Source organism: Butyrivibrio proteoclasticus, from assembly GCF_900115735.1.
GTDB lineage: Bacteria > Bacillota > Clostridia > Lachnospirales > Lachnospiraceae > Butyrivibrio > Butyrivibrio proteoclasticus_B.
The window spans coordinates 1-26152 of record NZ_FOXO01000019.1; the positions used below are offsets into that span (position 1 = coordinate 1).

The window sequence follows — 26152 nt, forward strand, 5'->3', positions numbered from 1 at the left end:
AAAGCTGCTTCTCCAGATCCGCATCAGTTGTGCCTTCAGGTAGCGGCCAGGAGATTCCTTTTTCTTCTGCGCTTTTTACAACCTTGGACACAGTGTTTCGCGAACATGGAACCGATAGAGCAATGTTCCGTTCGCTGAATCCCAGACTTTTAAGTCTTAGGATTTCTCGATATTTGGTCATAAACTTGACCCTCCTTAAAATGAATTTACGCAATAACGCGCATATATTCATTTTAGTTAGATCAAGATAGTGGCTCAATGACACCGGTAGAGTGGCTCATCCCAAAACGGAATGATGGCTCATTTTCACCGGACAGGCGGCTCAAATAGCCCCAGATTATTCAGATAAGATGACCGGTAGAATATTACTCTTTAAAATGCAGAATACCTGCTATGATTCGGTAAATGCGATAGTGGATTCTTTGGCATTGGAACTGAATCATAGAGGAATTTTGTGTGATGAGATAAACGTTTCACAAGATAGAGAAAAAGTCCTTGAGCAGATGAATGTTATTGAACAGGGAAAATATGATGTTGCAATTTGAGCATCTGAAGGAGAAGTGCTGTTTATGGATATACCACTATCAATAACTTCGACATCAAGCTGTTGGTTAAGCATTGCCCATAACAAGTCGTTATAAACTATTTCATTTACATATAATAATGCAAATTTCATATAACCTCCGTAGATGCTAATGGATACTTGTAAAGATATTAAAGCATTTCAACAAAGTGCAATGTGTCTTTATCAAATTGCTCTTTTTCTCCTGCTATAAAATCTCTATAGGATGAAAAAGCTTGCTGATGTGATGAGAAATTGTCGCAAATATCATGCAGTAGAGCATCTAATTCATCAAGGCTATTAGCCGGATCATTAAATTTATATTTTTCAGGGATGGGCACATCTTTATCAAAAGCTGCAGACCCATTTTTGTTAGTGATGACGCAGCACCCATCGGCAGCGGCTTCTCTGGGAATCCTGTCTTTGCCTGGATGATTCCCGAAATCAACATAAATTTTGGATGCTTCCATTAGCAGTACCATTTGTGAAATGTCAAGATTGACCAATGGTATCCACTTAATCCAATTTGCTTTTTTGATAAGAGGCTTTATATCAGCTAATCCTTTTGCAGGATTGTACAGAGCATAATCTTTTCTAAATTCAGGTGGATATATGAATTTACCGTGTTCTTCATTTATGTAGTCCGATAGATAGATGCCATATGCGCCAGGTAAAACTCTTTGCACATAATCAAGAGAATAGTAGGACTGGTATAAGTGAAGGAAAATAGATTCTTTGATTAAAGGAAGGTTCAATTCATTGGTTGATTCAATATAGTTGTCAACACTCATCCACCACAGAACTTTTCTCGCATGTTTTATTTGAGGAATGCTGTAAGTTAGTCCTTCCGGGAAAACTACAACATTTTCAGGTCTATCAATCTCGTTTATATCAGTGCATGAAGGGGTATTGTATTTTTCGTATATGTCAGGAGTCTTAGCTTCAACAGCAATTGTGTATGGGAAGTCCAAATCGGCATAGCACATATATGCTGGTATGTCAGTCAATCTGTTTATAGCATTGCAAAACTGATGGTTAAGCTCTGCCCCACCGCTTTTTCTGTTTTTTGGGGAAATAATATATATTTTCATGACTACGCCACCTTTTTGTAAAAAAATAAGCAATCAGGATTGATAAAATTTCAAGCATTTTCTTTGAGTTTTAAAATGTTTGTCATTTATGTATATTATAATATATAGTAAATAAAAAAACGAATAAAGAATTTATTGATGGCGATATGTATTTTTACTGAGGCTACTAGTATGAAAATATTATATTTGGATATTCCGATTTTTTTTGCAAATATGGATATGCTCGATGCTCTGGATAACTACAGGGACGATAATGGGAAGGTACTTGAAGTTGTTAGATATCATTATGACTATGATGAAAAGAAAGCCAGAAATGATGAGAATTTTGAAAAGAATTTTTCTGATACCTTAAGGCAGAATTCTCCGGATTTTGTTTTCTCTTTTAATTTTCTTCCTGTGGTTTCTAAAGTTTGTAATAAAGAGGGAGTTATTTACGTTTCGTGGATTTATGATAATCCTGAAAATCTGCTGTATTCTTATCAAGTTATAAATAAGTGCAATATTGTGTTGATGTTTGATTCGAAAGAATATGAGATATTTAGGAATGGGCGAATTGATACAGTGGAATATTTACCACTTGCTGCATCAACAAGGCGGTTGGACTCGCTTGTACCAAGTGAAGAAATAAAAAGAAAATATGAAGCAGATATAGCTTTTGTAGGATCACTTTATACTGAACGAAAGCAATATTATGATGAAATTGCGCCTAAGCTCAATCCTTATACACTAGGGTATATTGATGGTCTTGTAAGAGCGCAGCTTCAGGTTGACGGTATGAATTTTATAGAAGAGTGTCTCTCGAAAGAAGTAGTGAAAGATATGCAGAGGGCAAGTAATCTGTATCCTTACCCGGATAGTGCGGAGACTTTGGAATGGCTGTTTGCAAATTATATTATTAACAGGCGGGCAACAATTTTGGAGCGAAAAGAACTTTTGACCATGATCGGGGAGAGGTTTGGTGTTAGGTTGTATACGTATGGACAAAACTGCTCTTTTAACCCGAAAGGGGTTGAAAACATGGGACCGGCAGATTACTTTGAAGAAATGCCATATATTTTTAAGCTGAGTAAGATTAACTTGAACATTACTCTAAGAAGTATCAGACATGCTATTCCATTAAGGGGGTTTGACATTCTTGGAGCAGGAGGGTTTCTTTTATCAAATTATCAGGTGGATCTTGCAAGACATTTTGTGCCGGGAGAAGATTTTGTTTATTACGAAGATAGGAATGACTTAATGGACAAGATTGATTATTATCTGAACCATGAAGATGAACGGAATGCAATAGCCAATAATGCTCATGAAAAGATTAAGAAGGAGCATACATTTGATGTGAGAGTTGGGCAGATACTTGATCTGGTAAAAGCAAGAAGGTACTAATTGGAACTTGTGATGATCTTGAATATTTCCAGAACTCTGTTTAATACCCGGCCATTTGCACATACTTCTTCAAAGCCTCTTTGCGCAATTGTTTCACGCTCTTGAGCGTGTTCAAGGTAGTAGTGGATCTTGTCAATAAGTTCAGTGTAGTTATGATATGTAATCAGATGCTCGCCGTCCTTGAAATAAAGATCGATTTCAGGCTGATAGTTAGTGATGAGGAATCCCTTGCATGCTAAAACATCCCAGATACGCTGAGAAAGCCCGGATGTTATGGATCTTGTTGTGATGTTAAGATTTATTTTGCTCTGCCTGAATACAAAAGGCATTTCTTTTAAGGAATCAACGCCGCCATGTATCATCATCTTATCAGATAAAGTTTTTGTGTTACTTTGAGTAAAAAGATGGAGTTTATAACCATTGGCAGAATAATTGTTTTCTGCAATCATATTCAGAATTTTGACGCGTTCTAAATAAGTCGCATGAGGGCATAGATAGTCATTTAATGTAACATATTCTGAAATATCAAAAACGCTCATGTTAGATGGATAAAAATCCGGGTCTGCATTTTTTATATCTGATAGAACATTAGAGGTCAGTGATTCTTTTATTCTTTTATATCCAAATACTTCACTTTCAAGCTGAGAATTGATGGCAGCAGCAAATTGTTCTTTCACAGAGAAAGGTAAAGAGTTTTTAACAAGTAATTTTTCCAGAGGATCTTTTTCGTTATAAAGGGAACCTACAAAAGAGATATCATACCTATAATCAGATGTATTTCCAAGAAGTGTGCTTAATCTGGTACATGCTGCGCCCAGTGGCATATGGAAAATACAATCCGGGTTCTCATCATGAATTAAATTGTATTGTTCCTTGTCAAAAAGAAATAAGCGGTTAAACTTGCTCCTGACAGAGGTGTTGAAAATTTCAAAGACGGGACAATCAACAGTTACAGCCACATAAAATACATGCAGTTTTTCGCAGAGCATAGCGATAAAAGGGTAATAGTTGATTGAAAAGACAAAAAGAGGGTGGTTAGCTGCAATAAGGTTTCCAAGGTGAATGATTTTTTCATCAAGAGTAACGCTTGGAGACATTCCCTGGATATCCTCGATGACATCAATACCAAGAACTTTGAATGCATCTATAAAATCCGGTTCGCATATGCTTTTGTATCTATAAAAAATTATGTTCATGCGTTTCCTCGTTTTGTCATGAATGTATTTAATAGTATAATATAAGTATACTATTATTTCGGTAATTAGTAATGAGAAAACAGATTATCTTTTGATGTTGAATAATATGTCCAATGGTTTTGGAGAAAATGAATGAAGAAAGTAAGTGTAGTAATACCGGCGTATAATGCACATAATACTTTGGCAAGATGTCTTGGAAGTCTTGTTAATCAGACAATGCAGGATATCGAGATTGTTGTGATCAACGATGCATCTACAGATGATACATGGGAAATAATGAAAAGGTGTGAAGCACAGTTTCCTGACAAGATGGTGATCATAAACAGTGATGTTAATACCGGCTGCGGAGGTGCCAGAAGCATCGGACTTGATGCTGCAAGTGGTGAGTATATTGGTATGGCAGATGCAGATGATTACGTTGCACCAACTATGTATGAAAAGCTTTATGCCAGAGCAGTGGAGACCGGAGCAGATATAATAGACTCAGGTTTTTATAAGGAGGCTACAGATCAGGCACTTCTAAGTACAGGTGATGATACAGTAGGAATGCTTGATGATAATAAAAGGTCAAAACTCATTGCGGGAAGTGGCTATCTTGTAACCAAGATTTTTAAGAATGAACTTTTTAATGATCCACCGGTAAGAATGCAGTCCAATATGGCGGCACTTGAAGATCTTGAGATTTTAATATATATGTTCCTTAGATCAAAGAGTATTGCTACGGTAAAAGAGATTTTTTATAACTACTGTGATACAGAAGGCTCTAACACAAAAATGATGGATATGGACAGATATTTTGATGCAGTCTATAGAGCGATGCAGGGAACATATGATAAATGTCACAATATGCCGGCATATAATGGGTGCCGTAAGGCAGTAGAATTCATGATAGCGAATATCTACTCTTATGGAATAAATCGCTGCATATATGACCAAATTGTAAGGTATGGAGCAAGTGAAAAAAATATAAAAAAGTATTTTGATTGTGCAGGTTTGAAAGAGAAAGCTTTATTAAAAAAACTCTCTGAACTAAAAAAGAGCGTAATCGAGGTACCTTATAAAGAGAACTCTTATATAACAGATAGAATAACAAATCTTGACCTTATGATAATGGAAGAATGTGATAAAAGATTTTAAATTATTTCTATCTTTTTTCCTGTACTTTTAAAAAGTTCCATTGTACCACATGAAGCGCCGATATACTTATCGCTCAGTATTATCGCAGGAGTGGGAGTAGGAGTTTCGTCTAAAATACCTGTACTATTGTTTTTATAATAGGAAATTATTTCTTTATATTCTTCAACCAGTTCAGGTCGCAACCTGATCAGTACATTGATTATTTCTTTATGCGGACGCCATATAAGGAGGAACTCATTTTTAACAGACTGATAGTGCTTGATTGTGGTAAAAAGCTCTTTTAAAAAAGTGCGATTTCCTTCCAAAACATTAAAAATTGAAGTACACAATAGATGAGTTTCCTTTTTTGCGTATAGAAATTCATCCCATTCCAAAGGGTGAGGAACAGTTTCTTTAGTATATTTTTTTAATATATTAGTTCTTGGGAAGTCTTTCCATGTAATCTTTTTGTCCCATTCATTATAAAGATCGATATTTAGTCCAGCTATGCACTTTAGATACAATTGCTTAATTGACTCGGATTGGACTATTATGTGATCTATATTCATTATGTTTAATGGAATCAAAAATGCTTTTTTTTCTTCGATTTCTTCTTTACTGTCAATGTATGACTCGGGATGACAGTCGTAGGGAACATAAACAAGATTATCAGTGTATTGTCTTAGGTTTCCGGTAAAAAAGAAGGGGTTGACAAGGAAGGCACGGCAACCCAGATCCTGAGCATTTTGAATGTAAATGGTATCAGGATGTTCTTCCTGAAAATTAAAGGCATTTACATCGGTGATTTCTACTTCATCAGGGTAACCCGAGAGTGTATACTCTGTATCTGTTATGTTCCCGCTTGAATCTCTTTTATATGTTGGAACAGGGATGACCGTAACTACATTGTTTTTATTTTTTTTTGCTTCATCCCATAAGGTTTCAAAACCCTCCCACATATTTGGGGAGAGAGGTAAAAATACTATTTTTTTCATGTTCAATAAATGTCTCCCATTTGTCCAATCTTATTATGAAAAAGGATTTTCTTTTCCTGGAGCTTGAAATAAGGATAATCGTGACTTGCTGACCCTTTAATTGGCGTCATATAGCTGTTTCCATATTGCATTTTCAGAACTTCTTCATATCCGATGGGGATAGGAACCTTTATCATCTCAAACTCTACCCAGATTGTATCCGAATAAGCATCAAGCGATCGTTTGCGGTTATTGCCATACATGCCAAATTCGGGATACCATGTTACAAATCCTGCTTCATCTTTTTGAGTCATCATGGCAACGGCATCTGCAACTTTCCAGATTGAGCTTAGCATTTTATCGCCTTTTTCAATGGAAGTGTTTAAGGTGGTTTCGATTTGGTGCACAGATTCTTCTAGTTCACCGATATTTTTGTATTCATCAAAGTTAATTCCAAGGTAATACACTGCCTTGTATATTTCCATTAGCTGATTCCAATAGTCATCATCTTTTGGAATGAAATCCATGGGGAAAATGTCAATACCACAGCAGTAGGGGCAGCCCCACATTTTTTTTGTAAGTTCTTTTTCTTGCTCATCAAAGCCAACGTCTATATTTTCCCTATTTGATACGTAGGCCTGTGGCAGAGGGTAATCTTTTTGTGTATAAAAGCTCCTTACCATGCAGTCTTTAGGAAGTTCGTCTTGCAGTATAAAAAGTAATTTCATGTAGTCTTCCCTTAAAAGGCATAGGTCAATGTCATCATCCCATGGAATATAACCTCCATGTCGAACAGCACCAAGAAGAGAGCCATATTCCATCCAAATCGGAATATTGTGTCTTTGAGCAATTGTTAAAATGTCATTTAGCAATGTAAGCTGAATGGCCCAGGATCTTTTCATAGCTTCCGAAATAGTAAAGCCAAGTCGGACTTCTTCTTTAAAAAAAGTATCATCTATAGTAATCATATTTTCCTTTTACTCAATCATTCAATTGTTGCAGACCTGATCATGACGGGCTTTTTCATATCAGCGAATTTTAGAACAAGCGGAGATGAATCTCCATAGTATGCATCTATTTTATCAAGGAACTCTTTGCATGATATTCCGGTAACAACATTTCTTCCAAAGAGCAGTTTGTCGATTTTTGAGAAAGCATCATTATTTACGTTAGCCCATTGCTTTATATCTTCGGGGAAAAAGCAGATGAAAAGCTGAATTTTGTCGTTACTCTCATCAAATGTTTTCAGATTCGAGATAAGTTTATTTATCCCGGAATTTTCCATTTCAACAAGTGAACTGGCTCCCAGGCAAAGAAGAATGTGCTTTTTGCCTTTTTCAAAAATGAAATTCTCCATCAGTTCGTTATTGGTATTGTCATGGATAAACATATCATGACCATAATCATATAATATCCATGGGAATTCCTGATGCGGAACCAATGACCTAAGTCCTTTTTTGGCTAATTCCAAAGAGTGTATTGAACAAGTAAATTCATCATTGCACTCTATTTCTTCATTCCATCTGGTGTCAATGTTTGTTGCAACTATTGCGCTATGAATAAAAGAGGCATAGAAGTCTTTTCCAAGGTCCTCGCCACAGATGAAAGTTTCGCTTTCACCTGCAACAGAAAGTGTCCCATAACAATCAACATCCTCCATGATGCCATTCGCAGGAATATATTTACTTCCTATAAAACCAATCATAGCTACATCTGAGGCATTTTCAAATCTGTTAATTATGTTAAATAAAAAATAGGGATTTAATATCCTTACTCCTTCCCGTACATATACTTTGTATTTTGCCTGGGATGCTTCCATAGCCTCATTGTAAGCTGATGAAAGCTTGGACACACCGGTGACCTGCAGTGAACTTATGGTAATGTTTCGGGGAATATAGAGATTATTTATCCATTCCATGATCCTTGCATATTCTACTTCATCATCACTGCAGACTATAAAACATACCTCGGCAGCCTCTCTGTTTTTTTCTATGGTTTGATTTTCTGGAATTGTGAATAGGTTTTGTATCTCTTTTCCCTCGATACGGTCAAAAACTCTGTCAGCATTTATTGCAAATCTGCTTATAGCCAGAGACATATCATCCATGGAAATACTGTTTTCTTCCATGATAGTAATAAGATCTGCGGGATTGAAACTATCCAGGAACTCGGCACATTGAATTTGGTATCTGAGGAACTTCGTATCCATAATATACTCACCATGCAAATATAAATGTTATAATGTTAATAAGTTACCATTATTTTAACATAACTGTAATATATATTACAAAAAACAGATAAACTTTATGAAGGTAATTATGGAACAACGGATGCCATTGAACAAAATATCGTTCGCTAAAACTTTTTTTCAAGATGAAGTGAGAGAAGGCTTTCTCGTCATGACTATGATGAAAAGGTATTGGGCTGCTCAGTTAAAGGTATTGTCAGAAATCGTAAAAGTTTGTGAAAATCATGATATAAGGTGGTATGTGGATTGTGGAACGCTGATAGGTGCTGTCAGACATGGAGGATATGTTCCGTGGGATGATGACCTTGATATCTGCATGCTTAGAAGCGACTGGGTAAGATTTTTTGACGTGGCAAAAGAGGAACTTCCAAAAGAATATAAAGTTTTATCTTTGAAGACTGAACCTGAATATAGGGGCGAGATTGGAAGAATAGTGAGCAGTCATGCAATAGATTATTCTGAGGAGCATATGGCGGAATTCTACGGATGCCCGTATACGGTTGGGATAGACATTTTTCCGCTCGATAACATTTTTGATGATCCGGTGCTGGAAAAGGAAAGAGTTATAAGGGCTAAAAGAGCTATCGAGGCATACAAAAATTCGACGGATGAAAAGAAATCCAATAAACTTTTGCTGGAAATTGAAAAAACATATATGGAATGTCCGGACGAACAGGCATCTAAAGTAGCACTTATGCCTTTTTATATTCCTCAAGGAAACCATATTTATGATAGAGATTTTTTTTCAAAATGGGTAGATGTTCCATTTGAGAATACTTTTGTAAGGGTACCTTCAGCGTACAATAAAGTTCTCGAAATTGAGTATGGAGACTACCTCAGGGTGGTAAAAGGAGGAGGAGAGCATGGCTATCCTGTCTATGCTGAACAGGAAAATATACTTAGAAATGCTATCAAAAGAAATCCTTACAGATACACTTTTAATCCACAAGACTTTGAGTTGGCACTTAACAGATGCAGAGAAAAAAAGTTTGTAGAAGATAATGAAAAACGGCATAAAAAGGCAGTGTTTCTCCCCTGCAGAGCTATGTGGTGGAATTCTATGGAGGGGCTTTGGAAGAAGTTTAATGACAATCCGAATTATGAAGTTCATGTGATGCCTATAGCATATTATGATTGTGATTATAACGGGAATGTGCTTGATAAACATGAGGAAACAATGAATTTTCCAAAGTATCTGAACATAGAGAGTGTTTATAGATATGATTTTGAGAAAGAAAAACCGGATATTATAGTTATTCAAGTGCCTTATGACGAATGTAATAGTGCTATGACAGTACATGAATATTTCTATTCGAGAAATTTACTGCAATTTACAAAGGAACTTGTTTATATTCCTTATTTTGAAACGGATGATCCTGTAAGTTTTGAAGATAAGATAAGTTTTGCCATTTCTACACTGATTGAGCAGCCAGCTGTGATATACGCAGATAAAATAGTTCTAAAAACCAGGAAAGTGAGGGATTTATATCTAAAGAAACTTGATGATCTTTCATATGGGAAAAATAAAGACTATTGGCATCAAAAAATAATACTTGAAGAAGATTTTTAAATTATGTGATAAAATAGACGTATATACGTTTATTAAATCACTGAATCAACCAGAGGAATCATACATGGAAAATATTTTTACGCTATCAGCATCTATGATGTGCGCAGACTTTGGAAATATTGAAAAAGAAGTGCGAGAGCTTGAGAAAGCTGGAATAGATGCTTTTCATATTGATATCATGGATGGACGATATGTTAACAATTTTGCAATGTCGCTCTATGATATGAACTGTATTGCCCAGCTAACCAATAGGCCTTTGGAAGTTCACCTTATGATTGAACATCCGCGAAATAACATAGATCTTTTTTTAAAAGGTTTGCGTCGCGGTGATACTGTATATATTCATCCTGAAGCTGAATATCATCCATCCACTACTTTGCAGAAAATTATAGATGCAGGACTGCATCCGGGGATAGCGATTAATCCCGGCACAAGTGTTGAGACTGTAAAAGAAATGCTGCGACTTGCGGATCATGTTCTTGTAATGGCGGTTAATCCAGGAAATGCAAGCCAGATGTTTTTACCATATGTCGGAGAGAAGGTTGATCAACTTATTTCACTCAAGGAAAAAATGGGATTTAAGCTGTTTTGGGATGGTGCCTGCAGTGCAGAGAGGATAAAAACATACTATCCTAAGGGAATTGATGGCTTTGTTTTAGGAACAACGCTTTTGTTTGGAAAAGAAGTTGCGTATAGCGAGATTATCAGTGCTATACGTAAGTTAAATTTTGATTATTATTAATAAATGCTGACAGTGCTCGTTTTAGTAAAGATCGGGCACTGTTTTTATTTTTGCATTCCAATATTCTTTGGTGTCATCGCCTGAAAAATCTATTAGTTTTTTGGCATACTGTAACCTGATATTATCATATTGGACCCATACTTCATCAGCATGAAAAAGAGCCGGCATGGTAACGTAAAACTTTAGCACAATGTTTTCTACTTCATCTCTATCAGAAAAGTCTGCTGTTTGGGCGATTGGTATGTAAACAATCCTTGGTGCGAATTTTTGTAGATTGCCGGAATAGAAATACTCAGGTACAGTAAGAAGTGGATTCATATTATCATATGGATTTTGTATGTAGATGATATCGGGAGAAAGCTTTCCAATATCAGTATCTGCCCAACTAAGCAAATTAAGATTTTGAGGATATTCATATATTTTTGAGGCAGCGACAATTTCTTGGTCTGTCATGGTTATTCTGCCGAAATAATCTTTGAAGAGAAGGGGGAGTGGCATTACAAAAACATCTGCATCATTGGATGCAGATTCTTTTTCATATGTATTTTTAAAGCCTTTCCATTCTTTTGGCCCAATTGGAAGAAAAAGAATGGTTCTGCGTATTTTGCGGGATGTAGGTTTATTAGTGCAACAGTTTCGTTTTAGTAAGTCCTTAGAAAATGTGAAGGCAGGAAGCTTTTTGCCGGTGGCTTCTTCAAATGTAATTCGCTGATTATCAAAAGACGGATAACCGTGCCCGGCGACACCTTTGTGAATCTCATTGTAATTGCCGTATCGTTTTGATAAAAGCTCATGATAATGTGAAGGAACCGGGATGGTTGTATCTTCAAAGGGAATTCTTATGGCTGGCTCGTAACAGGCTTTAGGTTCTCCCTGCTGTCCTTTTAAGATCCAGGGAAAAATCTGTCCGATAGTATTAGAGTCATTTTTGTTGACACGTCCCATTATCTGCTCAGCTTTTTTGTAAAGCTCTATTGCTTTTTTCCTTTCGCCTTTATTTATGTGATTCTCGGCGATTACAAGGATGTGCATTATTTCTTGGCAACGTTCCTTTTCTTTTTGATAGTCATCATATAGATAATCTTTGACGAAAATATCTACGCTGGCAAGCCATGGGAAATTGTAATGTCTGTTAAGAAAATCTTCTGTAAATCCGTAGTGAGCATTGTTTACGATCCTGGACAAGAAAAGCCAGTGATCTTCATGTCTCTCATAGTCGTGAATTACATATTCAGAAGGCAACTCATCATCTGCGACAGCTCGAAATTTAATATAGTCATCTCTCTTCATGCATATATCAATATCATCATCCCAGGGAATGATTCCGCCATGTCTAACAGCGCCAAGGAGTGTTCCCCAGTCTGCGTAGTAATTGATATCGTGAGTTGTGCAGATTCGGTCGATTTCAGCTAAAACGTCAAGACAACAAGCCCAGGACTGTTTAACAGCCGTAGGAATGTAAAAACCGTTTCTTACTTCGTCTCTGAAAAAATCTATGCTGTGCATGAGTGTTATCCTTTGAATTTGATGAAGTGACAATATTGTGTTGTTACACTATTATTATTTTATCAGAATATAGTATGGTATAAAACGGCAATTTATCAACATTATTAGCTGTGATAAAATTGACATATAGGATGATTGGTGCAAAATAGGTTAAAAAGAATGAGGCGAGTATGAATATTCTTCTTTATGATTTTCTGAATTCTTATATTCAATATGATCTGGTATTTTTTCTGCAAAAAATGGGTCACAAGTGTAATAATGTGTCCTATCGTAAGAGCGTTGATAAATATAGCGATGATACATTTACAGAGCGCATGGAAGCAGATCTGTCATCCGGGAAATATGATCTTGTTCTTACAACAAATTTTTGGCCTGTGGTTTCAAAGGTGTGTAAAAAGCACGATATTAAATATGTTTCATGGTTTTTTGACAGTCCTCCAAATCTTCCAACAGCGGAGTGTATGGAATACTCATGCAATAAGATATATTTTTTTTCAAGGGCGGATTATGAGGAATATAGGGCAAAAGGACTCGATAATGTTTTTTATCTTCCCCTTGCGGTTAATACCGGGAGACTTCAAGGGATTATTACCGATAAAAAGAAATATGAAAGCGAGATTTCATTTGTGGGAAAACTCTATGAATCTATGCTGCCGGCACTAATGTCTCATATGACTGATTATCAGAAAGGCTATATAGATGGACTTGTAAAGGTACAGCTTCAGCTGTATGGAACATATATTGTGGATAATGTTGTAACAGAAGAATTTACGGAAGGAGTCAGAAAACGATACAAAGAGCTTTCAGAAAAAGCCATTCAGGTGACTAGAAAAGAATTATCCTGGGCGGTAGCCTCTTATATTACGCATCTTGAGAGGATGACACTTTTAAGCGTCCTATCCGGAAAACATCAGGTGAAGCTGTATACTTATGAACTTTCTGATGATGAAAAGAGAATGCTTCCCAATGTAGATTTTTGTGGACCGGTTGATTATCTTATTGATATGCCACAAGTTTTTAGCGCAAGCAAGGTGAATCTGTGCCCGGTTCTAAAGGCAAACAGATCAGGAATACCTTTAAGGGCACTTGATATAATGGGGTGCGGTGGGTTTCTGTTGGCAGGCTATCAACCGGAACTATACGAATATTTTGTCTATGGAAAGGAATGTGTGATGTATTCGTCTTTGGAGGACGCTGTTGCAAAGGCTGATTTTTATCTTTCACACGAAGAAGAAAGAAAGAAAATAGCAGGCGCAGGGCTTGAAAAGATCATACGTGATTTTAACTATGAAGACAGAATAAAGGTACTGCTCCAGTGAAGGGGGGAACGCTGAAGTAAAAGAATAAAAACGTTTAGTTGGATTGTGCTTGAAAGAAAGATGGAAGAGAGTATAAAATTAACTTTAATAGACTGCTAGGGGATAATTATGGGAATATATCTGAATCCGGGTAATGAAAATTTTAGAAGAGCGACAGTTGCCGATATATACGTTGATAAGACTATGCTCATCTCTGAGATGAATCGTTTTATAGATAAAGCAAATAATTATGTATGTGTGTCCAGACCAAGACGTTTTGGCAAGACGATTACCGGTAATATGCTTGCGGCATATTATTCAAAGGGATGCGATTCGAGAGCTCTTTTTTCAAAATATAAAATTGCCGGTACAGAGGATTTTGATAATAAACTTAATCAGTTCAATGTTATTCAAATAGATGTTAACAGTGAATATCAGAATACTAATGATAAGGACAATCTGGTAAGGATTCTTTCTGAAAAGATTATTGATGAGCTAAAGCAGGAATACAAGAGTGTAAAGATCAAAGATGAATATACTCTTGGAGAGGCTATCCTTGCCATATATGCGGCTACACAGGATACTTTTATCCTGCTTATAGATGAATATGATGTTCTGGTGCGTGAAAAAGTATCTAAAAAGCTGTTTGATGATTATTTAAGTTTTCTAAACGGACTCTTTAAAAGTAATACATTGCGCCCGGCTATATCTCTTGCTTATATTACCGGAATTTTTCCTGTTGTAAGGGATAAAATCCAGTCTAGGCTTAATAATTTCAGAGAATATACATTTATAAATTCGTCTAATTTAACAGAGTATATAGGTTTTACATCTAGTGAGGTAAAAAAGTTATGCGATATATACCAGGTTGATTATGAGGAATGTAAAGTTTGGTATGATGGTTATAAGCAGCGTGACATAGAAATATATAATCCGGAATCAGTTGTTAAATGTCTTGAAGATAAACAGTTTGAAGGTTATTGGAGTAAGACATCTTCTTACCAGGTAATTTCAGACAGGTTAAGCCAAAACTTCCAAGGCACAAAGGACGATGTCATAAAAATGTTAGCTGGAGAAAAGGTTGATGTTAATGTAACAGGATTCCTGAATACTTTGGATGCATTTGTTACTAAAGATGACGTGTTCACATATCTGATACATTTAGGATACCTGGCATATGACGTTGATGAAAAAATGTGCAGTATACCTAATAGAGAAGTCAGACAGGAATGGCTGAATGCGCTTGCAAGTCTTGATGATTATACTATTACCAATCAGATAATCAATAATTCGAAGCAGCTATTGCAAAAAACACTCGAGGAAGATGCAAAAGCAGTTGAGGATGCTCTTGATGTAAGTCATATACATGTGACCTCCAACAGAAGCTATAATAACGAAGATGCTTTACAGAGTGCGATATATCTTGCCTACATTTATGCACTTAACAAATACACTGTTATAAGAGAAATGACAGCAGGAAAAGGCTTTGCAGATGTGGTGTTTATTCCAAGAGACACCGATGATCCGGTTTTGATAATAGAGCTAAAGAGGAACAAAACAGCAGAAAGTGCACTTGATCAGATAAAAGATAAGAGATATTTTGAAAGCTTGGAACTTTATAAAGGAAAACTGTTATTTGTTGGCATTAACTATGATGAGACTAGTAAAAAACATAGTTGCGTGATTGAGCAGTTCATTAAGGAATAAAAGCTTCACATCTCATAGTTCGAGATCATCACAGGCTTTTTGTGCTCCGCAAATACTGGAACCAGAGGCGATGCGCTTCCATAGTAAGCATCAAAACTCATGGCAATTTCGTCAAGGTCGTTTCCTGAATACCAGAAGGGAAATGGAGATGTTGAAGTTAAAGTCAGAATGCTTAATATAAATTATGGGCATAACAAAAGGCTTATTCAGGAATGCTCTCCATTAAAGGAGTACTCGTGGTTAATTGACAGGATTAGAAAGTATAATTCTGAACTTGGAATAGAGAAGGCTACGATTAGAGCAATCAGGGAAATGCCATCGTCTTTTGAAATCAAGAATTTTTTAGTTTCACATATGTCGGAGGTAGCAGATATGATGTTAGCTGAAGATCAAGAAATTAATGCTTTAGAACTTGTAGGAAATGCAAGAGAAAAAAGGGGCATAGAGAAAGGAATAGAGAAAGGAATAGAACAAGGGATAAAACAAGGAATAGAAGCCTTTATTGAAGATAAGTTGGAAGATGGTATTTCTACTGACATAATAAAAAGAAAATTGTGTAAAAGGTTTGAAATCTCAGAAGAAAAGGCAGATGAGTATATAAACAAAGTAGTCAATAAAACAAAATAATAATGATTAACTCCCAATGTAAGGTGTAAAGTCTTATGTTGGGAGTTTTTTAGTAGATTATTTATAAAAACGGCGAGAAGTACATATGAAGGAAAAGACATTGACTCAGAAAAGATTTTTGTTACCAAGTAAGCGTTCAATGGTTTGAAATATGAAGCGTTATATTCAGTTTTTATATCAAGATAGGGCATGCCAAGATCATTGGACATGCCTACACCTCGTTATTGTTATATATAATAATCATTATAACGAATAATAGTGTATAATTAAATGGTAAATAGATGGGAATGGAGGGGTATATGAAAATATACATACTATGTCCGACAAAAAGAGTTACTGGCGGCGTTGAACTGGCTCATCAGCTCTGTTGCGCTTTAAATACATTGACGGAAATTGAAGCAAAAATGTGGTACACGGATATAGATGATACAAGGCTGGAAACCTTGGTTGTAAACGAGAAAGCACCGGTAGAGTATGCACTTTATCATACTGAATGCATAAGCGATTATTCAGTGGTAGATAAAACCGAAAATATTGTTGTTATTCCAGAAGGGCTTACCGGATATATCGATTTGGTCGATAAAGCCAGAATAGTATTATGGTGGATGAGCGTAGATAATTATATAAGTTCTACAAATGAGGCAAATCTTGATACGATTAAGAATAAAGTTGTTCTCCATTTATACCAGTCATATTACTCAAAAGATTATGTCGAAAAAAAGATTACTGGTGCGAGAGGTATTTTTTTATCGGATTATATCAATGATGAGCATGGCAAATTCATTCTTCCAACAGAATTTAGACGTAACATGGCTTTGTATAATCCATGGAAAGGATATAGCGAAATAAAGCCTCTTATAGATAAAACAAAGTGGATTGAGTGGGTTCCTCTTATTGGAATGGAAAGAGAAAAAATGATATTGGTCATGCAAATGGCTAAGATTTATGTAGATTTTGGAAATCATCCCGGAAAAGACAGAATTCCAAGAGAAGCGGCAGTTAATGGATGCTGTGTGATCACAAATAAAAAGGGTTCTGCTGCGTTTAGTGAGGATGTACCAATTCCTGAAGATTATAAATTTACGGAACCAAATGATATGCTAGATGAAATCGAGGCGTTATTGCGAGATATTTGTGATAATTTTGATGTGCATAAAAAGGATTTTGATAATTATAGAAAAACAATTAAGTCAGAAAAAGAAAAGTTCAATAATGATGTATTACGTTTTGTAGAATTCATGGACCGTTTTTGATTAAGTGTTGAAAGGAAAAAAATGGATAAACTTGCTATTTGTGTGCCAACTTATATGCACAAAGATGTCGTGGAAGAAGTTTTGCTTTATAGTCTAAGTTTCCTAAAAAAGTATGGTGTTGACATCTACTATTATGATTCAAGTGGGGATAATGAAGTGAAAGAACTAATAGGACATAAGAATGGGTCCGGGTTCGACAATGTTCACTTCGTATCTGTGCCGACAAGCTATCTGTATGGAGATAAGATTGACCTCATCTTTTCAAAAGAGGGGTTGACAAAAGAATACAATTACATTTGGCCCATCAAGGATCGTAGCATTCCAAATGAAACAATGCTTAAGGCAGTTTTGGATAGATGTGATGATAAATCAGATGTGATTATTTCACTTGGATTGGGAGACATTTATGATGGCGACAGATTTGATTTGAGGAGTCCAGAGAATCTATATAAGCTATTTTCAAAGCAGATAACTTCTCTTGAGACAGTGATTTATAATACCAGAACAATGCTTGAAGATTATCGGTTTGGTGGGAGCAATAACTGCTCTAAGGCTCAAAATGATTTTTGGCATTATTGGTTTTTGTTTGATAAATTAGCCCAAATTGATAATCCTAAAATTGCACTTGTAAGTAAAAAAGGTGCATACAATATGGTGAGTTCAGTTCAGACTGCCAACAATTGGAGAAAACGTATATTTGAAGTTTGGATAGATGAATTTATTGAAGTCAATTATTTATTACCGGATATTTATTCTCCATACAAAACTCAGGCTATCAAAGAAACAGTTTCGATTGGAGAACTTTTGGGAGAAGAAAGGACATTTATAGAATTGTACAAAGAAGGCATCTTAACAAAAGAGGTGTATGAAAAATATAGAGACTTCTGGGAATTTGTAACATGTGTTCCTTCGGATACTATCAGGCGTATTGCTTATGGAGAGGTGTAAAAGATACTATCAATTTGACTATGAAGGTTTGTAAGGCTTCGGATTATGAGAATTTTTTAGTTTTGCATATGTCGGAGGTAGCAGATATGATGTTAGCTGAAGATCAAGAAATTAATGCTTTAGAACTTGTAGGAAATGCAAGAGAAAAAAGGGCATAGAGAAAGGAATAGAGAAGGAAAATATGTCTTCTGAATTACCAATATTAGTATTTAAAGGTGATAGTTCGCTTTGTTATGGAATACTTACTTCTTTTAGTGAACAATTGCGAGATGCCCTAATTTCACTTGGCGAAGATGTAATATATGTAGATCCTGCAAAAGCTTCTATAGATGAGCTGATAGGAAAAAAATATAAGGCTATCATCGCTTTTATGGAGAACACTTTTTACAGTGTTCTTGATGATGGAAGCTTTTTATTTGATTCTTTTTACGGACCGAAGTTCAACTATTGGACTGATTATCCTGCGTTCTATTACAGATATGTTCAAAAAGTTCCAAAGGATTATTACATTCTGACACAGGATAGAAATTATGTTAATTTTATAAACAGATACTATAGGAATTTGAAAGCTTTTTTTCTTCCGCCGGGAGGCAGAAAAGCTGATAGGATTATACCATTTAATGCTAGAGAGTATGATCTGTCATTTGCTGGTTCATTCCTTAATTGGGAGGACTGCGTCAAAGGCTTTAATTCGGATGATGAAACCACAAAAATAATAGTGGATAACTATCTGGAATTTTTGGTTACAGAACCGGATTACACAACAGAAGAAGCTTTCAGAATAGTTCTTGAAAGGCTTGGGGCGCATCTATCAGATGATCAGTTTGTGCAGGAATTGTCCAAAGTGCACAGACTTGCCGACAGAGGTGCCGCAAGGTTATATCGTCAGGAAATAATTCAAACCATATTAAACAGTGGGATAACACTTGACGTATTTGGTGATAGTTGGAAAAATTCGCCTTTTGCAGACAATGAGTATTTACGGATTCATCCGGAGGTTTCTGCGGGTAGTGTTAGTTCCATATATGAAAACTCCAAAATGAGTCTTAATATCATGACCTGGCACAAAGATAGTATCACTGAGAGGGTGCTTGATGCCATGATGGCAGGAAGTATAGCTATTTCAGATTATACCCCTGCGCTGGATGAAAGTTTTGAGAATAGTAATGAAATTCTATTGTTTTCATTAAAAAATATTAACATGGTGCCTGATATAATTCAGAATAATATAGATAATGCGCTTGTGGCGCAAAATGGATGTAAGAAGGCTATGGAACAATACTCTTGGGATGGCTTTGCAAAACGATTTTTATATATACTTAATAATCTTTAGAAAGAAGTATTTATGGCATACTAAGTGGAGTAGAATTAAACTCCCATCTTTGACAGTCTAAATGCGAGGAACCGCAGTAATTATGCGGAAACCTCGCATTAGTTTTAGGGTAAAAGTGTAGCTATATATTATTACTTTTTCTTGGATTCACGGATGACTTTCTTCATGCTCAGGTCAGTCAGAATCTCATAGTCTGTGCGAAATCCAGCGGTCTCATGAAGCGCATCTGTCAGGTCTGTTCTTGTGTATGATGGGATATATCCGCGTTTTTCTCCAGGACGGTACATGTTCATGTCCCTGAGGGTGTGGACTATATCTTCGCAGGTATATTGTTTGCCCAATCTTTTTTCAAGCAGTCTGTATATGAAGAGTGATATAAAGCAGGTCAGGAAATGTGCTTTTATCCTGTTTTCCCGTTGAAGGTAAACGGGTCTTGCCTTGAACTCGGTTTTCATTATCCGGAAGCATTCTTCTATTTCCCAGCGTTTCTTATTGATGTGTATCACTTCAGCAACATTCATGTCATCAAGATTGGTACAAACTGCGTAGAATCCATCATATTTTTCTTCTTCAGCTATGATGTCTGTCTTGAGATATGGAACTTCTTTTGTACATGCCTCGCCATCTTCAGTCATGACTTCCTTTCCGATAAATCTGTGTGGATCATTCTGATTCTTGGGACGCTGTTTATATTTTCCGCTGTTGATAATAGCTGTTGCCCTGTCTACTTGCCCCTGCCTGATCTTACGCTGATAGATTTTGTATTTGGGAGAGTAGGAGACTATAAGGTGCTGCTCTAGAGGCTTTGCCCCCTGTCTTATTTTTCTTCCTGAAAGATCTTCTTTTATCCATCTGTCTTTGTAGAAAATCTTATCGTAGAACTCAGACTCATCAATCTCTTCGATGTTGTAAATAGTAGCGTCTCCAATGATGTGCCAACCGGAAGGGTCAAGAGCAAACTCCTTGAGGTGTTCAGGAAGCTGCTTGACAGACTGTGTTGTAATAAAGCTTCTCAGGCGCTCACCGTTGATGGATTTGTCATTGAATTTTCGATTGCTTTTGGAGGACAGTCCAGCATCTGTGCAAACAATGATCTGATCAAGTCCATAGTCCTTAAGAATCTTCTTTTCAAGAGGCTTTAGAGTAGGTTGCTCATTCTTATTTCCGGGATATATGTCAAATGCAAGAGGAATTCCATCATAATCCATAAACAGTCCCATTCCGACGATTGGCAGTGGCTGATGCTGCTTGGATTTGCCATATTTCCTTAAATCGTCAGCTTCTTCCAGCTCAAAGAAATAGTTTGTGCAGTCGTAATACAGTACGTCACTTCTGCGTTCTAATACTTTCTGGCTGTTCTTGTAGAGCTCAGCCTGTATAAAGTCGTTCTCCTCGGCGAGGATGGAAAGAGCACGGTAAATATCATGAAGTTCAAATGATGGCTGTTCAATGAATGATGCTGCAAGCTTGTTGGATGACAGCTTTGATGACGGGAAGATCACTCTTGCGTATACAAGTTTGGAAAGTATGTCGTTTAGATCATACTCAAAAAGGTGACGAGAAGATATCTTACTGCAAATCTTATCAAGGCCCAGGCTGTAGTAGATGTCCTGGAGGAAGAGATATCCGCAGTTGAATGTTTTCTGCTCGTTCTTTTTGATGAGTTTGGAAGGTGCATAGCTGAGGATTATTTCCTTCTGTTCTTCATACTCCTTGCGGTTTAGTTCGTTGACGTATTCCTGTGCCCAGGCGTAAGGATCCTGCCCTTTGGCTTTTGCCTTTACTTCATCAAGGTTGCCAAGCTTTTCTACGGTAACAGTTGTGACAGAGCCGTTTGACTTTCGGATAGTTTTCTGAACATAGAATGATGCAGAGTTTTTGGATTTGCTTACTGTTAGTTTCATACTAATATCCTCCAACCCTTATTATATCATATATGGCTACATATAGCTACATATAAAGTGACAAAATTTGACAAAAAATAAGACTGAAATATCAGTCTTTATGCGGGCTTGGGGGTATTATGAACTAAGATTTATGAGGCTGGACTGTCAAACTTTCGGAATGATTCATAGTCGGTAATCTCCTATGAAATTATTGTAACATTATTAACGAAATTAAACATATTTAAAGAATAGAACTATATTCGCTCAATTAGAGACGTAATACCACAATGAAGTGCAGAAGAGAAAAGAAAGGTGTAGAAAAAATAGAAAATCATAAAATATGAGATAAAAGGCTTGAACTATGATGTAAAATAGTGTATGCAATAGGATATTGCAGTATGATGTCTTAAAATATAAGATTATGTATTAAAATTCTTTGGCTAATATTGTATAATATAGAAAAACGGAAAGGAAGTAGGCAAATGACTTTATTTATTGAAAATTACAATTCATATATAGACTACTATAAAATAAAGCAAGTATATATTAGCAAGATGAGTGGAATTGATAAAAATAAGCTTTCAAGAATCTTAAAAGGTGCGCAGGACGAAACGGGAGCTGATATGGAAAAAATGGCCGGCGCACTTGGCAAAGGAATAGATTTTTTTGTGTCAAATGATTTTTCTATTCCTGAAGCGAGTAGCCGTACATTTGATAGTGTTGCATTTTACGCAGGTGAACCTACTGACCATCAGAAGGATATCGCGGAGAATTTGATAGAGATGATGGATAATATTGACCAGGTTCTCGGTGCAAAAAGCAGATTTATTGATATTGCAGGTATTTGATATATGGATATTAAAAAGTTTAGGAAGATTATTAAGTTTAGTACAGAAAATAGCGCTGATGTGAGCGTAAAAGTCAGGAAGTTCAGAACACTTGCAGGGATAGAGAATGACGCTGATGTTTTAGATATTTTTCAAATAGCAAGACCTGTATTGTGGAGAGCAGGGTATCAATTGTTTGAGATACCGCTTGTAGATAATGAGATTGGCGCACTCTGCTATAAGAAAAGTAAACAGGGCTATGTTGTCATCAACTCATCTCTACCAAGAGTTAATATCAATTTTGCACTTGCCCATGAATTGTATCATGTGCTGTTTCTTAGTGAAGAATATGTTACTGCATTGGACTTTACTGAAGAGTACTATGAGTCAGAAGAAGAGTTTGCTGCAAATCTGTTTGCCGGGATTTTACTTATGCCTGAACTAAACTTTACCAAGATGTTTAGAATGTTTATGCAGGAGTCAGATCAGAATATCAATGATGCCATATATAAACTAATGGCATATTATAAAGTGCCATATATGGCTGCTTTAATAAGATGTTATGAATTAGGATTGTGTAAGGCAAATACGATAGATACGGCTAAACTCAGTATATCAAGACAAGTATTAAAAATAGAGCTAATGAGATTATGGCTTGATGAGACAATTATTGATAGTCCTCTCAGGGACGATAGTGAGCGTATTATACAGATGGTAAAAGATCTTGGTGAAAAATACGTTGAAGATGAGTTCCTTGATCAAAGAACACTTGATAAAAATCTTGCGAATATTAAAAAGCTAAGCTGTATGGTCAAGGGGGAATAAAGATGCCTACGGCGTATTTTAAAGAGCCAAAAAACTGGGGTGAAATAGAAAACTTTGCGAATATTGATATTGGATTGATTAAACATGATTTTTGGTTATATGAAAAAATATTTTTTTATGATACATGTTCATTTAGATATCATGCTAATCTGTCAGATGATACAGTGAGGATATTGTTGGATTATTTTAAGAGTTGTAATGCTATTGTGGTAATAACCAGGGTAATACTGATGGAATTGTCATCTATAAGCGGTTTACTAGAAATGAATTACATTAATTATTTGAGACAAATTACAAATAATGGAATACCTGTTCATATACTAAATGAAGAAGATATATATGACATGATGTCAGAATGTTTTGCTTCTGCAAGTGCAATTAATAGCTATTTGTCATGGGCTGTAAGATATGTAAAGATGCCGGTAAGTACGATTACAACAGTGCTTATGAGAGATAAGTTCTTACAACAGGCTTTGATCAAAGGTACGGATCAGGATTCGACAGCTATATACAAATGCTTTTTTGCCACGTTGCGTGATAATAAAGAGAGTGGTGATAACCTTGGAGAGGAAATACTAGCCATTTGTATGCATCTTTTATCACATATTCCGGGAATTCAAGATGGGAAGCTAAACGTTATAACAGATGATAAAGGTGGAGCAGGTAAAATAGCATCTTTGATGAAAAAGACCAAATCTCACTATACGGGTTCTAGAATAATCGTATATAGCACCCCGAAACTTATACAAACCATGTATAAGTCAGGAATTAAGATGGATGAGAAATGTATAGTATCAATCCTATCAACTATCTCTACAAAACAGTTAAAAATAGTTGGGACTACAGAATATGATCTTGAAGTAGATGATTGTATAAGCGTAGATTCAAGAGAACTTGCGAAGTGGATAATGGAGCCCAATAAGATAAACATACTGTTTTAAGCATAACACTATATTCACGATGGTGTAGCCAATGCACGGTTTAAAGGAGTATTCGTGGTTAATTGACAGAATTAGAAAATATAATGCTGAACTTGGAATAGAGAAAGGAAGATGGTATTTCTACTGACATAATAAAAAGAAAATTGTGTAAAAGATTTGAAATCTCAGAAGAAAAGGCAAATGAGTATATAGATAAAGTGCTCAGTAAAACGGAATAATAATGATAATGACTCCCAATGTAAGGTGTGAAATCTCATGTTGGGAGTTTTTGTTTGCAAATTGTTGACATTACATGGTGCCAATGTTGCGATATCTTAGTAATTAGTGCGTGCTCAATAATTAATAACCACTGATATTCACTGACTATGCGGGCAATTCGTGAGATAATAGATGCAAGAAATATTTATGGCATACTAAGTGGAGTAGAATTAAACTTTTTCTTGAATCATGTTAGAATAAAACAAACTACACTTTGAGAAGGTATAAACAGTATGGGAATTTATTTAAACCCAAATAATGAAAATTTTAGAATGACTCTGGCAACCGGCGAATATGTTGATAAAACAGGGATGCTTTCTGTAACTAACAAATTTATTGATAAAGCAAATAACTATGTTTGTGTGTCAAGGCCACGGAGATTTGGGAAAACCATTGCCGGGAATATGATGGTAGCCTATTATTCTAAAGGGTGTGATTCGAGGGAATTATTTGATGATTTAGAGATTTCCAGTAGTTATGACTACTTAGAAAAGCTAAATAAGTATAATGTTATACAGATTGATATGAACAGTGAGTATCAAAACACTGAAGATAAAGAAAAACTAATTAAAATACTTTCGGCAAAAATAAATAGAGAGTTAAAAAACGAATTTTCTCAATCAGGGATAGATGATGATGAATCATTAGGAAATGCAATATTGAAAGTCTATTCTACTACCGGAGAGAAATTTATTATCATCATGGATGAATACGATGTGCTTGTAAGAGAACAGGTATCTGAGAGACTCTTTAACACTTATCTGGGTTTTTTGAATGGGCTTTTCAAGAGCAATACTCTTCGCCCGGCGATTGCGCTTGCTTATCTTACCGGTATATTACCAATTGTAAGGGATAAAGTTCAATCTAAATTGAATAACTTTAAAGAATATACTTTCCTCGATTCAAAGGAATTTACTGAGTATGTAGGATTTACTGAAAAAGAAGTAAGAGCATTGTGTGATAAGCATAAAATGGATTTTGATGAATGTAGAAACTGGTATGACGGATATCATCAGAATGGATATGAAATCTACAACCCGGAATCGGTTGTATGCTGTATGCATGACAGAAAGTTTGAGGGGTATTGGGGAAAAACTTCTTCATATCAGGTGATTTCAGATAGAATTGCTCAGAATTTTGCCGGGACAAAAGAGGCTGTTATCAGCATGCTTGCTGGTGAAGATGTTGATGTTAATGTTACCAGATATATGAATACCATGGATTCTTTTCATTCGAGAAATGATATTTTCACATATCTTATACATCTTGGGTATCTTTCTTATGATTACAATGAGAAGACATGTCGTATTCCAAATGGAGAGGTCAGACAAGAGTGGTTGAATGCGATTGAAACTGCAGATGGATATTCTACCACAAACCAAATAATAAGTGCTTCGAAACAATTGTTGGATGATACATTGCGAGGTGATGAAGAGGCGGTAGCCAAGGCACTTGATCTGAGCCATATACATGTGACTTCAAATCGTAGCTATAATAATGAAGATTCCTTGCAAAGCGCAATTTATTTAGCGTACATATACGCTTTGAACAAATATACTGTAGTGAAAGAAATGACCACAGGAAAAGGATTTGCGGATGTAGTTTACATTCCATATGTGCCGGATATTCCAGCTTTGATAATAGAATTGAAAAAGAATAAAACAGTTGAAAGCGCTATAGAACAGATAAAACAAAAACAATATTTTGACAGCTTATCTATGTACTATGGAAATATCCTCTTTGTAGGAATTAACTACGATGATAATACCAAAATCCATACCTGTAAAATTGAGGAGTACTATAAATAAGCAAGCATTTCCTGAACGCGTGTCATGAAGTTTTAGAGCATCGGTGATGATATCCT

At 35.9% G+C, this 26152-nt stretch carries 23 protein-coding genes and 1 pseudogene; 16 read left to right on the forward strand and 8 right to left on the reverse strand.

Annotated elements, in window-relative coordinates; all coding sequences use genetic code 11:
- A pseudogene (locus tag BM146_RS11895) lies at window positions 1–181 on the reverse strand (IS21 family transposase); the annotation flags it as partial.
- Between the two features lie 196 nt (window positions 182–377).
- On the opposite strand from BM146_RS11895, the gene BM146_RS11900 reads away from it, so the two are divergent.
- Window positions 378–545: a hypothetical protein gene (locus BM146_RS11900; RefSeq protein WP_177201649.1), complete on the forward strand. Its 168-nt coding sequence runs from the start codon at window positions 378–380 to the stop codon at window positions 543–545.
- A gap of 169 nt (window positions 546–714) precedes the next feature.
- Here BM146_RS11900 and BM146_RS11905 read toward each other — a convergent pair whose 3' ends face one another.
- The gene (locus BM146_RS11905) at window positions 715–1653 is read right to left on the reverse strand and encodes a hypothetical protein (protein ID WP_074889184.1); all 939 of its coding nucleotides are present in this window, start codon (window positions 1651–1653) and stop codon (window positions 715–717) included.
- Between the two features lie 171 nt (window positions 1654–1824).
- Between BM146_RS11905 and BM146_RS11910 the strand changes: the two genes are divergently transcribed.
- The gene (locus BM146_RS11910; protein WP_074889188.1) at window positions 1825–3033 is read left to right on the forward strand and encodes a CgeB family protein; all 1209 of its coding nucleotides are present in this window, start codon (window positions 1825–1827) and stop codon (window positions 3031–3033) included.
- Here the strand turns inward: BM146_RS11910 and BM146_RS11915 are convergent.
- Window positions 3030–4229, reverse strand: coding sequence for a glycosyltransferase family protein (locus tag BM146_RS11915; RefSeq protein ID WP_074889191.1), 1200 nt, complete (start codon window positions 4227–4229; stop codon window positions 3030–3032). The genes BM146_RS11910 and BM146_RS11915 overlap by 4 nt on opposite strands.
- A 132-nt stretch (window positions 4230–4361) precedes the next feature.
- Between BM146_RS11915 and BM146_RS11920 the strand changes: the two genes are divergently transcribed.
- Window positions 4362–5366, forward strand: a complete 1005-nt coding sequence (locus BM146_RS11920; protein ID WP_074889194.1) for a glycosyltransferase family 2 protein — start codon at window positions 4362–4364, stop codon at window positions 5364–5366.
- Here BM146_RS11920 and BM146_RS11925 read toward each other — a convergent pair.
- The 3 genes from BM146_RS11925 to BM146_RS11935 are packed head-to-tail and all read right to left on the reverse strand — an operon-like array spanning window position 5363 to window position 8528.
- Complete coding sequence (locus tag BM146_RS11925; RefSeq protein ID WP_074889196.1) at window positions 5363–6340, reverse strand: hypothetical protein; 978 nt, start codon at window positions 6338–6340, stop codon at window positions 5363–5365. The genes BM146_RS11920 and BM146_RS11925 overlap by 4 nt on opposite strands.
- A gap of 2 nt (window positions 6341–6342) precedes the next feature.
- Window positions 6343–7287, reverse strand: coding sequence for a LicD family protein (locus BM146_RS11930; protein ID WP_074889199.1), 945 nt, complete (start codon window positions 7285–7287; stop codon window positions 6343–6345).
- Window positions 7288–7304: 17 nt separating this feature from the next.
- The gene (locus tag BM146_RS11935; protein ID WP_074889201.1) at window positions 7305–8528 is read right to left on the reverse strand and encodes a glycosyltransferase; all 1224 of its coding nucleotides are present in this window, start codon (window positions 8526–8528) and stop codon (window positions 7305–7307) included.
- A 190-nt stretch (window positions 8529–8718) separates the two neighbouring features.
- On the opposite strand from BM146_RS11935, the gene BM146_RS11940 reads away from it, so the two are divergent.
- Complete coding sequence (locus BM146_RS11940) at window positions 8719–10137, forward strand: LicD family protein (RefSeq protein WP_074889204.1); 1419 nt, start codon at window positions 8719–8721, stop codon at window positions 10135–10137.
- Between the two features lie 64 nt (window positions 10138–10201).
- Window positions 10202–10879, forward strand: coding sequence for a ribulose-phosphate 3-epimerase (locus BM146_RS11945; RefSeq protein ID WP_074889208.1), 678 nt, complete (start codon window positions 10202–10204; stop codon window positions 10877–10879).
- A 21-nt stretch (window positions 10880–10900) separates the two neighbouring features.
- On the opposite strand, the gene BM146_RS11950 is transcribed toward BM146_RS11945, so the two are convergent.
- Window positions 10901–12385 carry a LicD family protein gene (locus BM146_RS11950; protein WP_074889211.1) on the reverse strand — a complete coding sequence of 495 codons (1485 nt, stop codon included), beginning with the start codon at window positions 12383–12385 and terminating at the stop codon, window positions 10901–10903.
- Between the two features lie 170 nt (window positions 12386–12555).
- On the opposite strand from BM146_RS11950, the gene BM146_RS11955 reads away from it, so the two are divergent.
- From BM146_RS11955 to BM146_RS11980, 7 genes are all read left to right on the forward strand, one after another.
- The gene (locus BM146_RS11955) at window positions 12556–13704 is read left to right on the forward strand and encodes a CgeB family protein (protein ID WP_074889213.1); all 1149 of its coding nucleotides are present in this window, start codon (window positions 12556–12558) and stop codon (window positions 13702–13704) included.
- 108 nt (window positions 13705–13812) lie between these two features.
- On the forward strand, window positions 13813–15390 hold the full coding sequence (locus tag BM146_RS11960; RefSeq protein ID WP_074889217.1) for an AAA family ATPase: 1578 nt from the start codon (window positions 13813–13815) through the stop codon (window positions 15388–15390).
- Between the two features lie 99 nt (window positions 15391–15489).
- On the forward strand, window positions 15490–16017 hold the full coding sequence (locus BM146_RS11965) for an RpnC/YadD family protein (RefSeq protein ID WP_074889220.1): 528 nt from the start codon (window positions 15490–15492) through the stop codon (window positions 16015–16017).
- A gap of 299 nt (window positions 16018–16316) precedes the next feature.
- A complete protein-coding gene (locus BM146_RS11970; protein WP_074889222.1) occupies window positions 16317–17270 on the forward strand; it encodes a hypothetical protein in 954 nt (317 codons plus the stop codon).
- Between the two features lie 54 nt (window positions 17271–17324).
- A complete protein-coding gene (locus BM146_RS11975) occupies window positions 17325–18218 on the forward strand; it encodes a hypothetical protein (RefSeq protein WP_207649922.1) in 894 nt (297 codons plus the stop codon).
- A gap of 20 nt (window positions 18219–18238) precedes the next feature.
- The gene (locus BM146_RS19505; protein ID WP_177201650.1) at window positions 18239–18376 is read left to right on the forward strand and encodes a hypothetical protein; all 138 of its coding nucleotides are present in this window, start codon (window positions 18239–18241) and stop codon (window positions 18374–18376) included.
- 23 nt (window positions 18377–18399) lie between these two features.
- Entirely contained in the window at window positions 18400–19551 is a 1152-nt protein-coding gene (locus BM146_RS11980) for a glycosyltransferase family protein (RefSeq protein ID WP_074889228.1), read from the forward strand.
- 131 nt (window positions 19552–19682) lie between these two features.
- On the opposite strand, the gene BM146_RS11985 is transcribed toward BM146_RS11980, so the two are convergent.
- Window positions 19683–21455 carry an IS1634 family transposase gene (locus BM146_RS11985; RefSeq protein WP_074889233.1) on the reverse strand — a complete coding sequence of 591 codons (1773 nt, stop codon included), beginning with the start codon at window positions 21453–21455 and terminating at the stop codon, window positions 19683–19685.
- Window positions 21456–21919: 464 nt separating this feature from the next.
- Here BM146_RS11985 and BM146_RS11990 point away from each other — a divergent pair, with 464 nt between their 5' ends.
- The 4 genes from BM146_RS11990 (at window position 21920) to BM146_RS12005 (ending at window position 26096) form a co-directional block, all read left to right on the forward strand.
- Entirely contained in the window at window positions 21920–22285 is a 366-nt protein-coding gene (locus BM146_RS11990; protein ID WP_074889235.1) for a helix-turn-helix domain-containing protein, read from the forward strand.
- 3 nt (window positions 22286–22288) lie between these two features.
- Entirely contained in the window at window positions 22289–23089 is an 801-nt protein-coding gene (locus BM146_RS11995; protein ID WP_074889239.1) for an ImmA/IrrE family metallo-endopeptidase, read from the forward strand.
- 2 nt (window positions 23090–23091) lie between these two features.
- A complete protein-coding gene (locus BM146_RS12000) occupies window positions 23092–24030 on the forward strand; it encodes a hypothetical protein (RefSeq protein WP_074889243.1) in 939 nt (312 codons plus the stop codon).
- A 491-nt stretch (window positions 24031–24521) separates the two neighbouring features.
- The gene (locus BM146_RS12005; protein WP_074889246.1) at window positions 24522–26096 is read left to right on the forward strand and encodes an AAA family ATPase; all 1575 of its coding nucleotides are present in this window, start codon (window positions 24522–24524) and stop codon (window positions 26094–26096) included.
- Window positions 26097–26152 lie beyond the last annotated feature (56 nt).